The organism is Pseudoalteromonas sp. NEC-BIFX-2020_015, assembly GCF_012952265.1.
In the GTDB taxonomy this organism is placed as follows: domain Bacteria; phylum Pseudomonadota; class Gammaproteobacteria; order Enterobacterales; family Alteromonadaceae; genus Pseudoalteromonas; species Pseudoalteromonas neustonica.
In genome coordinates, this window is record NZ_JABCJL010000001.1 from 24,799 (window position 1) to 37,515 (window position 12,717).

Sequence of the window (12,717 nt, forward strand, 5' to 3'; positions counted from 1 at the left end):
GTGAATAAATCACGAACATTTAAAACGGGTAGTAATTCTTCTGCTGCTTTATACCGTTTTGTAGATCTAACAACGCTAATATTAACGTTGTTGTTGGCTGCCGCTATTTATGGAACGGTCATATCTAATAATTATATTATTGTGTTATTAATTGTAACTGTTGGCTATTTATATACTGCTGAAACACTGAGTTTGTACCGTTCATGGCGAGCAGGAAAGTTAAGGCATATGGTCTTAATTGCATGGATCAGTTTAGCAAGCGCTTTTGCGCTGTTATTTTTAATCGCTTTTGCACTAAAATTTACTGAAGAGTTATCACGAGTCACACTTTCCTTATGGTTTACATTATCCACAGTAGGTTTGTTTATATCACGCGGTTTGGTCAGACTGTATAAAGTTAATCGTCGTAAACTCGGATTAAGTATAAATAAAGTTGCAATTGTAGGGGCAACAGAAGCTGGCGCCAACTTATTTAACGAGATTTTACAACACGATGAACTAGGGTATGATTTTGCTGGTTTTTTTGATGATAGAAAACCAGAGCGTTTATTTAAAGACATGGACTTTAATATTGAGGGGGGAATTGACAGCGCTGTCGAAAAAGCGAAAGCTGGTGAAATTGATGTGTTATTTATAGCATTGCCATTTAAAGCTGAAAAAAGAATCGCTGATATTTTACTCAAACTTGGTGACACAACGGTTGATGTGCACTTTATCCCTGATTTTTTATTGTCAAATTTGATTCATGCTCGTATAGAGCATATTGGTAATATTGATACACTTAGTGTATTTGAATCACCTTATCTTGGTGCGCGTGAGTGGGTTAAACGCACTGAAGATATTTTGCTTTCATCAGTTATTCTCATGCTTATTTCTCCAATATTATGCGCCGTCGCTTTGGGCGTAAAGTTTACATCTAAAGGTCCAGTACTATTTAAACAGCATCGTTACGGCTTATACGGGCAAAAAATTAATGTGTGGAAATTTCGTTCTATGCGCGTTATGGAAAACAGTGCAGTTGTTACACAGGCAACGAAAGGAGACCCTAGGATCACCAAATTTGGACGTTTTCTAAGGCGTACGAGCTTAGATGAGCTTCCTCAATTCTTTAATGTTCTATTTGGTGAGATGTCGATTGTTGGGCCAAGGCCGCATGCCGTTGCACATAATGAAGAATATAGAAGAAAAGTTGAGTTTTATATGTTACGCCATAAAGTTAAACCCGGTATTACCGGATGGGCGCAGATTAATGGCTGGCGTGGAGAAACAGATACACTAGAAAAAATGGAAAAACGCGTCGAATTTGATTTGCAATATATAAAAAATTGGTCGTTATTGTTTGATCTTAAAATTGTATTTTTAACTGTTTTTAAAGGGTTTATAAGCAAAAACGCTTATTAATAAACAAGGACTTCATATGAAAATTAGTACGCTAGCATTGGCATTAGCCGCAAGTTTCTCTTCGTCTATATATGCTATAGAACCTGCTTCAATTCAAACTGAGTCGGGAGTGGATATAACACCTTTGCTTGAGTCTAAATTTGAATATGATAATAATATTTTCAATCGCTCAGCTGGTAAAACCTCTAGTACAAAACTTGTTGTAAAACCATCAGTTAATTTTGAAATGATTGACGCACTAGATGAGTATTCGATAGGTGCCTATATTGAAAGTGGTACATATTTATCAAGTTCTAATGATAATTATTTTGACGGTGGTCTAGCTACATCGATACATCTAGAGCCATCTGCTCGCAATCGTTTTGATTTTAGTTACTCATTCGACTTTGATACAGAGCAACGAGGCAGTGGTCTTACAGAAGGTTTTGATGAATTACTCGAAGAAGCGAGTAACTTCAGAGAGCAAAATGCCGATGTTCGATATGAAATCGGTGGCGTAGATACTTCTCGTTTTGCTGTTTTAGCAAATTACGCTGACACACGTTATACAAATAACCGATTATTAACGCGATACAGGGATGTCGATGAACTGCTTTTTGGTGGTGAGTTTTTATACTCTTTAAGTGGTCTAACAGATTTATCTATTGATGCAACCCATACTGATATTCGCTACGATATTATTGATGCTAGCGGAGTATCTCGTGATTCAGATGTTTCTGAAGTTCGTATCGGACTTCGTTGGGAAGCTACAGCTTTAACAACAGGTGTTGCTAAAATTGGTTACCAGAGCAAGTCATTTAAAGCTGCAGAGCGCTCTGACTTTAATGGTTTGAGTTGGTTGATAGAGGCACAGTGGTCTCCGCTTACCTATTCAACTTTTGTGTTAACGTCTGAAGCGGGTGCTGTTGATCCGGATGCATTTGGTGATTACATTGATCAAAAAGGTATTTCTGTTGGCTGGGAGCATGCTTGGAGTGAGAGGTTTGGCACTAACGTTGTATATAGCTTCACAAATGATGACTATGAAGGTGTTACACGCGAAGATGATTCTCAAGAACTTGTCTTAGCACTAGTGCACAGTACTGCTCGATGGCTCGAGGTTAGTGCATATGGCACATTACAAGATAAAGATTCGAATTTAACACAATTCAAATACGACAAAACACTCATAGGTTTAAATTTTAAAGTTTCAATGTAAGGATAAACATGAAGTTTTTTTGCTTTTATTTAGCTCTCTTTTTTTCTATTTCAGTGTTCGCTGATGAGACAAAATATTTATTGGATACTGGCGATATAATACAAATTAAGGTTTACGGAGAAGATGATCTTTCTTTAGAAACAAAAATAGGACGTTCAGGAAAATTAAACTATCCGTTTTTAGGTGAAATTAAAGTAAGTGGCCTTACAGAAAAAAGCTTACAACAAAAAATATATGTGGGCCTTAAGGGTGATTATTTAATTGAACCTACTGTCTATGTCAACGTAATTCAGTACCGCCCTTTCTTTATCCATGGTGAAGTGCGCATGCCAGGTAGCTATGCATATCAACCAGGTATGACTGTTAATCAAGCTATTGCGATTGCAGGTGGCTTTACAGAACGTGCATCAAAAGAAAAAATATTTTTATTTAAAGAAAAAAACAAATCAAGACAAATAGATGCAACATTGGATTCAATTGTTCATGCAGGTGATACGTTAACAGTTGAGCAGAGGTTTTTTTAATGGATACTCGAAATACATTTTTAGAAAAAAGTAATACTCTCGACTACAAACGTTATGTATATGCATGTATGGAATACAAATGGCGACTTGTGTTTATTTCACTGCTTATTTCTGTATTGACTGCATTTGTTGTTATGCAAATAAAACCAACTTACGAATCAACGGCGACTCTACTTATAGAGCCAGAACAAAAGAGTATGATGTCGGTTGATGAGATGTATGGATTTAATAATACTAAGCGCGAGTTTTACAGCACACAATTTGAGATCTTACAGTCAAAATATATTGCAGAAGCGGTTATTGATAAGCTCAACTTGATTGAACACCCTGAATTTAAAGGTGAAGTTGGTGTTTTGTCAGGTATAAAAACATACATATATTCCCTTGTTGGCACTAAAGGGAAAGACGCTGCGCTAGAGCATGAATATAAAATGGCACAGTTAGTTAGCGATTTCAGACAGCGTTTATCAGTTAGACCAGTTAGAGGGACGCAGTTAGTTCATATCACTTATCAAGCTGCTGATAGAAAGCTAGCCGCCGCAGTAGCTAATGCGATCGGGGAGGTTTATATTGAAACTCAATTAGAAGCTAAAATGGGGATTACGCGTAAAGCAAGTGCTTGGATGAGTGAAAAAATGGCAGGTTTAACGTCAGAACTTGAACGCTCCGAGATTGCTTTTGAAAGCTTTAGACAAAAAAACAATATCGTTGATATAGAAAGTGCTGTAGTAAGAATAGATAACGAACTTGAAAAAACCCAAGAAACGTTATCCATTGCTGAAAGTGATAAAAATAAAGTAGATAGTATTTTAGATCTTATTAATAAAATGGGCCAATCTGATTTTGAAAGCCTTAAGTCCTTACCTGAAATTATAAGCCATAGTTCGATATCGAAAGGACGAGCAGAACTTGAAAGTGCACAACTTAAGTTTGCAGAGTTAGGTAAAAAATATGGTCCAAAACACCCTCGCATGATTGCTGCTACAGAAGAATTAGAAATGCGCGTTGAGCAAGTTAATTCGCAAATTAAGTCTTTGATATCGGGTATAAAAAAAGAATCATACACAGCAGCCCAGCGTGTTAATAGATACCGTGCTGAGCTTGCTGAAATCCGTAATAAGTACAGTGAAATCACCAAACTTGATACGCAATACACAGCCCTTAAAATAGAGTTAGATACCAACCGAAACCTTTATAATACATTTTTAGAACGCTCACGTGAAACGGAGGCGACTAGTGATTATAAAGCAAGCCCCGCACGATTTACGGGCATGGCTGATGCAAGCCTTTACCCAGTTAAACCAAATCGTAAGCTTATTGTTGCTGCGTCATTTGTTATCAGCTTAATGTTTTTTGTAGGTCTTGTAATTTTATTTGAAATGCTTGATGACACAATAAAAAGCCCTGCTGACATTGAAAGTAAACTTTCAATGCGTATGTTAGGTATGATCCCACTTTCTAAAAGTGGTGAGCTTGATGTGCGAGCTTTTTTTGATAAAGAGCAAAAACAGTTTTCAGAAGCTGTTAGAACCCTCAGAACTGGTGTTGTTTTATCGCAAATGGATGCAGATAATAATAAGGTTATAGAAGTTACATCATCTATACCAGGTGAAGGTAAGACAACCACATCAATCAATTTAGCATTCTCTTTGGGTCAGATAGAAAATGTGTTACTCATTGATGCCGATATGCGTAAACCAAGTATCTGTAAACGTTTTGATATACCAGCATACCATCCTGGACTGTCAAATTTTATCGTCGGCACAGAGAAACTAGAAAATTGCTTATATCAAGATGAGCAAAGTGGTATAGATGTTATGCCGTGTGGTCAGTTGCCGCCAAATCCACTTGAACTTTTATCGAGCAATAAATTTAATCAAGTAATTGAGTCACTTAAAAATCGCTACGACAGAATCATAATAGATACAGCACCAGTGCAAGCAGTGAGCGATTCGTTAATGATTTCTAAAAGTGCTGATAGTGTAATTTATGTGGTTAAAAGCGATGATACGCATATCTCTATGGTTAAAAATGGGATAGGTCGATTATTGCAAGATAAGGCAAAACTAGCTGGCGTTGTTTTGAACCATGTAGATACAGATAAGGTGTCTAAATCACAAGGCTATCACGGGTACTATGATTATTACTCGTATGGAGATAAGACGTCATAGTATGTTTGATATTCATAGCCACATAATACCGGGGATTGATGATGGTGCGAGAGATGAAGTTGAGGCTTTGTCTCTTCTTCGCTTAGCCCAAAAGGATGGCACTACACATATTGTTGCCACTCCCCATATTCATTGTGGCCGATTTGAAAATGATCACGATACTATTTATGCTGGTTTAAATACCCTGAAAAGAATTATTAAAGACCACTCTTTGACCATTAATGTTGCTGCTAGTTGTGAGCTTAGACTTGATATTGAGCATATGCCTAAATTAATGCGCGGTGAAATTCCTTGTTTAGGTATTGTTGACGGATTAAAGGTCATACTACTAGAGTTTCCTCATAGCCATATCCCTCCAGGGTCTGAAAACTTTGTTAAATGGCTATTTAACAAAGGCTATAAACCCTTAATAGCACATCCAGAAAGAAATAGAGAACTATTAAAAAGTCCCTCATTATTGACGCCATATTTACGCTTGGGTTGCCTCACACAGGTAACCGCAGGGAGTGTTACTGGCGAATTTGGTAACAAGGTGAAATCATTTGCTCTTTCTTTACTTGCTCAAGATAAAGTAGATGTAATTGCCAGTGACGCGCACAATATTAGTCGTCGTCCACCTGTTTTATCAGATGCCTATGCTGTTATTACTAAAGAATACGGTTTGGAAAAAGCAGATATGTTGTTTAAAACAACACCGCAAAAATTAACACAGACCATTTTTGATGAAAGTTAGCCTATTTTTAATTTTGAAACTTATAACTGCTTGCTTATGTCTATATTTAATTGTGATTGCATTTAGATGGGGTATTGCCAGTACTTATTATTTTCAAACAAATGCGCTTTTAGAGCGTTGGAATGACGACAGGGCGTCGTTAACTATTGAAAGTTATCAGCAAGCAAAAGAAGCAATTGAAAAAGCCGTTAACTTCCATCCTGAGCATAACCATTATATTCATACGCAGGGCAGGGTATTGCACTGGGGGATTATTGTTGGTGCTGAAAAAAAATCACGTTATAGTGATGTCGGTTCGTTGTATTTAGCCGCAACTAAAACTCGACCATACTGGTCTGAGACATGGACAGATCTAGCACGTTTAAATGCATATTTATATGGGATGAACGAAAAAACAAGATCTTATGTTGCTAAATCGCGAGCTACAGGACGTTACACGCAGCATGTTATGTTTACTGTCAGTAAAATATATTTAGCTAATTGGGATTATTTGAGCAATGAAGATAAGCGTTCATATATTTTAGTTGTGCATGATAGTTTTTTAAAAGAATATAGATTAAAAGAGCAGTTAGCGTTAGCGAAAAAATATAACAAGCTTCAAATGGTGTGCTTATTATTATACAAATCACAGTATGTTGAAGAAGCAAATATTAAAGCGCTTAAATTACGTTTTTGTGAGTAATTTAAATAGTCGAGTATCTTACCAACTGTTGTTATACCCAAACCACCCCAAGATGCAGACTTCAGCGTTTCACAGGTGTTTAATATCAAGGCGTTACTTTGCAATAATGGCAGTCCCTTCTAAGAAGTAACAAAAATGAGAGTAAGCGCCTGAGAAACGCCAACTGAAACTGCATCTTGAGGTGGCTTTATTATCAGCATCGACGAGATGTATCCTTTAGGTACTTTGATATCTGTGCGAGTATTTTGCCAATAGCAAAGCAATTAAATTGCTATTGGCAAAAGAATTAAATTCAATACAGAAAAACAGGTAGATAAACATCTTATCAAATTCAAGGCAGATAGTGGGTTTAAAAGCGAAGCGAGGTGCACAGTGAGTTTGATTACCAACATTGCTGATAACTAATTTAGAAAACGAAACCAGTTGTTTAAAGAGAGTGAAGACCTCACGTAAACAAAAAGGGAAACAGAGCAAGAAAAACGGCGACTAAAAGGCGGTAAAGGCAAGCCACTATTATTTACCTAAGAAGACTTTCATTATAATAAAGAAATGCAAATCTGCTGTTGCCCCGCCCCACAGACAATGACATGTGGCGAAGCGGCGTAAATGTTAGAAGTCACCATCAAAATATACAGTACAATGTAAGCGTATAGCCAACGACACCTATCTGCGGGAGTGCTACCAAGGTAACAAAGGCTCAAAATTATCAGGCTGCTCTGTAAGGTTTACCAAGTAAGTAAAAATATATTCATGCACCACCAAATCGTTGGCCATCTCAGTTTTTACTATATTTTCAATATCTAATCGCTCATAGTGGCAGCAATCACACCTTGTCACCTTCATCGAGGTAAACAACAACCTTAACTCGTGGTAACTTGTACAGGGATGACTGGGTGGCGATTAGGTTTGGTTTTCCCTTTTTTACTAAAAACTATATTGCCAATAGTACTTTGTCGTGTTCATCAATGATTTCTTCTGTTTCATTGAACACTTCAATCGTGTCAGGCTTTTTCTCCGATTTTTTTGCTGTATTCTTTGGGAGCTTCACGTTATAGGCTTGAAGTAATTCGTTAATTTGTGTCTTTCTTTCGCTTTATTGCAAAACAAAAATAACGCGCCAGTGTAAGCATCGCGCTCAAGGAACATTTTAATTAGGCGAGCTCATGTAACCATTTATCTGGCGAAAGAGTAATTGGCTGTTGCTCTTTGTTAGTCGCTTACATTACTGTCATTAGCCCTGTGTTATTTGGGAATTGATTATGTTGTTAGTCGCGTTTTCGGTTAATAATTTATCACAAAACCCAAAGCGTGATTATCTAGTATATTGGTGGTAGGACTTACTCCTTGGGTATAGCACTAAAAAACCAGATGGTGATCAGTTACCATCTGGTGAGGCTATTATTTTTCTAGACCTGTTTTACTATATAACGAGACGCGATCAGAGACTAAAGTGATCTCAATCTTTTTATCACCACCGCCCCATGTGCAGTTAGTGTGTAGCGTTTTTTCAACACATTTTTCAGCTGCACCCAATATTGCTTCAACGTCAGTTTTACTCATACCAATTTCAATTTTTTCGTAATTTTCTAAATTGATTTTTGAACAAGCCGACAACGTTAAAATGGCAGCAACTATTAATAATTTTTTCATTTTTTAACTTCCTTTATTTAGTGTTTGAACTTTCTAATTTGTACTATCATTCCCATTTTCGGGTGGTCAAAATAATGAACTTCATTGCTAATTACACGCTTAAATTGTGAAAAACGAGCACGCTGAATATCGCCTGTTGGTAATGCTTCATTGATGTCAAAATTTGCGTTAATGAAAAGATAATGACGAAGGTAAATATTGAAAACCCCTTCTAGCTCCCAGCTATCGCTGGCTTTTTCTTCTGTGGTAGGTAATGAAGAATTGAAGCTAACTTGATTAATAAAATCATCACTTTGGTAGTTCGCTGTTTTAGCTATATAGGGGGCTGGTATCAGTTGCCCGCCAAATAACGAAATGTGTTCAGATCGTGATTTACTTGCACCTTTAAAACGCCAGCCCGTATGCAATAGCGGTTTCAATCCGTTACGAACAAGTGATTGCTGTTGGGGTATGAATTTTAATTGTTCAGGCGCTAACAGGTACGTTTGCTCCATGTCATCTCTTACAGGCGCTAAAGGGCTTAAAGGTAGTACGTTGTAGCTACTTAGGTAATCAATACTCTCATCACACAAGTTTGAACGACTAACGCTTATTAATGAATCAGTAAAAGAGGCTGAGTTAAAACGACTATCACCATTAATACAATCTTGTTTGGCTTGCTCTTCATAAATAGGTGTCAGTAAATCAAGATTATTAGATTTTTTTATCGGGTCTTTATCTAAGCTGAAATCTTCTTGCATGTAGGGGGCAGGGCGTTGCTTAAAAATCAGCACTTCCACTTCAAACCAGCGTTCAGCAAATGCAGTGCTACTAAATACACAACACAACAATAATAGGGACTTTTTAAACAACATTAATGGCTAACCTTTTTAGAGAAATCTGCAATCATTGCAGTGACCATTTTTAAACGCTCACGGGCACTTGCCTCATTGATCGCAAAACGCAATTTATTTGCGCCATCCATTTTGTACACCTTAGGCGCACTTTGTATCAAACCTATAATGAAGCTAGGATTAACCTTTGTATCTTGGCTGAACTCAAAATAACCTCCTTTAGGGTTTGCCTCAATTTTTTTAATTCCCAGTTCGCTGGCTTTTAGCTTAAGTTGTTGAAGGCTGAATAAGTTTTTAGCCGCATCAGGCAATAAACCAAAACGGTCAATTAATTCAACCTGTAATTCATCCATATCATCCACATTAGCACAGCTGGCAACGCGTTTGTACATGCCCAATCGTGCATTTACATCGTGAATATAATCATCAGGTAACAGTGCTGCTAATTTTAAATCCACTTCGCTTTGTTGTTGTAATAAGTTATCAAGCGTTGGCTCTTTGCCATCACGCAGTGACTTGACGGCTTGCTCAAGCATTTCCATGTATAGGTTAAAACCAATGGTGTGCATTTGCCCTGATTGATCATCGCCAAGTAGCTCACCCGCGCCGCGGATCTCTAAATCGTGAGTTGCCAGCGCAAAACCTGCGCCTAAATCTTCTAGTGACTCAATGGCTTCTAGGCGCTTTACAGCATCTTTAGACAGCGCTTTAGGGTTACCTGTTAGTAAATAAGCGTATGCTTGATGATGGCTACGTCCAACGCGACCGCGCAATTGGTGAAGCTGCGCTAAGCCAAGTTTATCAGCACGATCCATAATAATCGTGTTTGCGGTCGGGATATCAATGCCGGTTTCAATAATGGTCGTACACACGAGCACGTTATATTTTTGATGATAAAATTCACTCATCAATTGCTCTAAATCACGTTCGCGCATTTGCCCATGAGCAGAGGCAACACTTGCCTCTGGTACCCATTCGCTGATCTCTTCAGCAACGCGGTCGATGGTATCTACGTTATTGTGTAAAAAGTAAACTTGGCCACCGCGTTTAATCTCTCGTAGTATGGCTTCGCGTATCAATTCGGCGTCGCGTTGGCGCACAAAAGTTTTAACCGCAAGGCGTTTAGCAGGTGGTGTGGCGATAATTGATAAGTCTCGCATACCACTCATGGCCATATTTAATGTTCTGGGAATTGGAGTGGCCGTCAGCGTTAATATATCTACATCAGCACGTAGTGATTTAATTTTTTCTTTTTGGCGAACACCAAAGCGATGCTCTTCATCAACAATTAATAAGCCTAAATCTTTAAAAATGATATCTTGTTGGATCAGTTTATGCGTTCCAATCACGATATCTAGCTTGCCATTGGCCATTCTTTCGAGTGTGTCTTTTTGTTCCTTTGGAGAATTAAAGCGAGACAAAACGCCCACTTCAATTGGAAAATCAGCGAAACGGTCTTTAAAATTTTCATAATGCTGTTGGGCAAGTAAAGTGGTCGGTACAAGCACCGCGACTTGCTTATCATCATTAATAGCGACAAATGCAGCCCTCATAGCGACTTCGGTTTTACCAAAGCCAACATCGCCACATACTAGTCGATCCATCGCTTGTTTACTTTGCATATCACCGAGCACCGCTTCAATGGCACTGCGCTGATCGTCTGTTTCTTCAAACGGGAAGCCATCACTAAACGCACGATAAGCTGCGCCATCAAGAGTGAATGCATTTCCTGGCTTAGCTTGGCGCTGCGCATAAATATCTAATAGCTCAGCTGCAACATCACGCACTTTTTCAGCTGCACGCTTTTTAGCTTTGTCCCATGCATCAGATCCAAGTTTATGAAGCGGGGCGCTTGCTTCTTCACCACCAGAGTAGCGGCTTAGCATATGCAGTGCTGACACTGGGACGTAGAGTTTTGCTTCACCCGAGTAGGTGATAGTGACAAATTCAGTGACTAGACCTGCGGCGTCAATGGTTTGTAGCCCTTGGTAGCGGCCAACACCATGATCAAGGTGAACAATAGGCTGGCCTACTTTTAACTCAGCTAAATTACGTATTAGCGCATCTTGGCTTGCTTCGTATTTATGCTTTCGACGACGTCGTTGCGATACTTTTATGCCGAGTAATTCTTGTTCAGTAATAATAGTCAGCGGTGGTTTACTGCTTAGCACAACACTTTGTTCAAGTGGGCTTACAATTAAGCCAACATCACTGTTACTTGCTGTAAATTCATCAAACGTATTAAATTCTTTTAACTTTAATCCACTCGGTTTTAGTATTGCCAGTAATGACTCACGGCGACCATCCGATTCAACAGACAGTAAAACACGGCCTTTTTGTTTTTTCTGTGTACTGACGTAGTCAATAAATGCGTGATAGGGCTCATGTAGCTTATGGTCAATACGGATTGCAGGGAGTTCTAATGTGGCTAAGTTTTTATTACCCGCTTTGGTAGGTAGCTTAGCCTGCGAGAGTTTAATGCGGGCAAAGTTACCTAAATTTGAAAACAGCTCATTAATGGGTTGATATAAGCTGACAGGTTCAAGTAGTGGGCGCAGCGGATCAACACGACGGTTTTCATATCGGACATTTACGTCATGCCAAAAATTATCCGCGGCATGTTCAACATCCCCTAATTGCATTACCGTCGTTGTATCAGGGAGGTATTCAAAAATAGTGGCTAATTGATCAAAAAATAGCGGCATGTAATATTCAATACCTGCCGGCCAGTTTCCTTTAGTGACTTGCATATAAACTGAGTCTTGCTCAGAGCTAGCTCCAAATTTTGAGCGGTAATTAATACGAAAACGTTCTATATCAGCTTCGTTTGTTGGAAACTCATGGGCAGGCAGTAACTCTATTTTTTCTACTTTATCGTCAGAGCGTTGGCTTTCAACGTCAAATAAGCGAATTGAATCAAGCTCATCATCAAAAAAGTCAAGCCTAAAAGGATGCGGGCTGCCCATTGGGTATAAATCAACAATAGAGCCTCGAATTGCATACTCACCGTGTTCCATTACTTGTTGCACATGTAAATAACCAGCTTGCTCTAAGTTATTGCGCAAGCTATGGGTATCTAAAATATCACCCACTTTAAAGTTTATAGTGGAGCCATAAATAAATGATGCAGGAGCAGTGCGTAGCATTAGGGTTGAAACCGGCACAATTAATACACTTTGTTGTTCTTTTTTGAGCGTATTTAATGTTGCTAGGCGCGCTGAGATAATATCTTGGTGTGGCGAAAAATGATCATAAGGAAGAGTTTCCCAATCAGGAAACACCATGACCGGATGATTTGGTAATAAGTACTCTAATTCAGTTTCTAAACGCAAGGCACTGGGCGTGTCAGGTGTGACGATTAATACCAAACCGTCTTGTTGCTGAACCCCTTGAGCGATAGCAATACTTAATCCGCTACCGGTGAGTTGCCCCCATTGAATTTTATCTTTTTGAGATTTTACCCAAGGCAAGGCTGCCCATTGCGCAAACGCCATTTATTACTCCTTTATTTGACCTCGCAAGGTC

At 38.6% G+C, this 12,717-nt stretch carries 9 protein-coding genes; 6 read left to right on the top strand and 3 right to left on the bottom strand.

What is annotated here, in order from left to right; all coding sequences use genetic code 11:
* From HH219_RS00120 to HH219_RS00145, 6 genes are read left to right on the top strand one after another with little or no spacing between them, the layout of a single operon-like run.
* A complete protein-coding gene (locus HH219_RS00120) occupies positions 1 to 1,401 on the top strand; it encodes an undecaprenyl-phosphate glucose phosphotransferase (RefSeq protein WP_349251600.1) in 1,401 nt (466 codons plus the stop codon).
* A gap of 16 nt (positions 1,402 to 1,417) precedes the next feature.
* Positions 1,418 to 2,599: an outer membrane beta-barrel protein gene (locus HH219_RS00125; RefSeq protein ID WP_169326272.1), complete on the top strand. Its 1,182-nt coding sequence runs from the start codon at positions 1,418 to 1,420 to the stop codon at positions 2,597 to 2,599.
* 8 nt (positions 2,600 to 2,607) lie between these two features.
* Positions 2,608 to 3,123, top strand: a complete 516-nt coding sequence (locus HH219_RS00130; RefSeq protein WP_169326273.1) for a polysaccharide biosynthesis/export family protein — start codon at positions 2,608 to 2,610, stop codon at positions 3,121 to 3,123.
* Positions 3,123 to 5,294, top strand: coding sequence for a polysaccharide biosynthesis tyrosine autokinase (locus HH219_RS00135; protein ID WP_169326274.1), 2,172 nt, complete (start codon positions 3,123 to 3,125; stop codon positions 5,292 to 5,294). Before HH219_RS00130 ends, HH219_RS00135 begins: the two co-directional genes overlap by 1 nt.
* A gap of 1 nt (position 5,295) precedes the next feature.
* Positions 5,296 to 6,027: a CpsB/CapC family capsule biosynthesis tyrosine phosphatase gene (locus HH219_RS00140; RefSeq protein WP_169326275.1), complete on the top strand. Its 732-nt coding sequence runs from the start codon at positions 5,296 to 5,298 to the stop codon at positions 6,025 to 6,027.
* Complete coding sequence (locus HH219_RS00145) at positions 6,017 to 6,709, top strand: VpsP family polysaccharide biosynthesis protein (protein ID WP_249118411.1); 693 nt, start codon at positions 6,017 to 6,019, stop codon at positions 6,707 to 6,709. The genes HH219_RS00140 and HH219_RS00145 overlap by 11 nt, the downstream gene beginning before the upstream one ends.
* Positions 6,710 to 8,107: 1,398 nt before the next feature.
* On the opposite strand, the gene HH219_RS00150 is transcribed toward HH219_RS00145, so the two are convergent.
* Genes HH219_RS00150 through mfd form a run of 3 tightly spaced genes read right to left on the bottom strand, consistent with a single transcriptional unit; the run spans position 8,108 to position 12,686 of the window.
* A complete protein-coding gene (locus HH219_RS00150) occupies positions 8,108 to 8,359 on the bottom strand; it encodes a DUF3862 domain-containing protein (protein WP_169326277.1) in 252 nt (83 codons plus the stop codon).
* A gap of 17 nt (positions 8,360 to 8,376) precedes the next feature.
* On the bottom strand, positions 8,377 to 9,213 hold the full coding sequence (locus HH219_RS00155) for a peptidoglycan binding protein CsiV (protein WP_169326278.1): 837 nt from the start codon (positions 9,211 to 9,213) through the stop codon (positions 8,377 to 8,379).
* Positions 9,213 to 12,686: a transcription-repair coupling factor gene (mfd, locus tag HH219_RS00160; protein ID WP_169326279.1), complete on the bottom strand. Its 3,474-nt coding sequence runs from the start codon at positions 12,684 to 12,686 to the stop codon at positions 9,213 to 9,215. The genes HH219_RS00155 and mfd overlap by 1 nt, the downstream gene beginning before the upstream one ends.
* Between the last annotated feature and the right edge of the window lie 31 nt (positions 12,687 to 12,717).

Excerpts from the sequence above, each read along its gene's own strand:
- HH219_RS00125 (WP_169326272.1), top strand. The coding sequence starts at position 1,418 with ATGAAAATTAGTACGCTAGCATTGGCATTAGCCGCAAGTTTCTCTTCG.
- HH219_RS00130 (WP_169326273.1), top strand. The coding sequence starts at position 2,608 with ATGAAGTTTTTTTGCTTTTATTTAGCTCTCTTTTTTTCTATTTCAGTG.
- HH219_RS00135 (WP_169326274.1), top strand. The coding sequence starts at position 3,123 with ATGGATACTCGAAATACATTTTTAGAAAAAAGTAATACTCTCGACTAC.
- HH219_RS00140 (WP_169326275.1), top strand. The coding sequence starts at position 5,296 with ATGTTTGATATTCATAGCCACATAATACCGGGGATTGATGATGGTGCG.
- HH219_RS00145 (WP_249118411.1), top strand. The coding sequence starts at position 6,017 with ATGAAAGTTAGCCTATTTTTAATTTTGAAACTTATAACTGCTTGCTTA.
- HH219_RS00150 (WP_169326277.1), bottom strand. The coding sequence starts at position 8,359 with ATGAAAAAATTATTAATAGTTGCTGCCATTTTAACGTTGTCGGCTTGT.
- HH219_RS00155 (WP_169326278.1), bottom strand. The coding sequence starts at position 9,213 with ATGTTGTTTAAAAAGTCCCTATTATTGTTGTGTTGTGTATTTAGTAGC.
- mfd (WP_169326279.1), bottom strand. The coding sequence starts at position 12,686 with ATGGCGTTTGCGCAATGGGCAGCCTTGCCTTGGGTAAAATCTCAAAAA.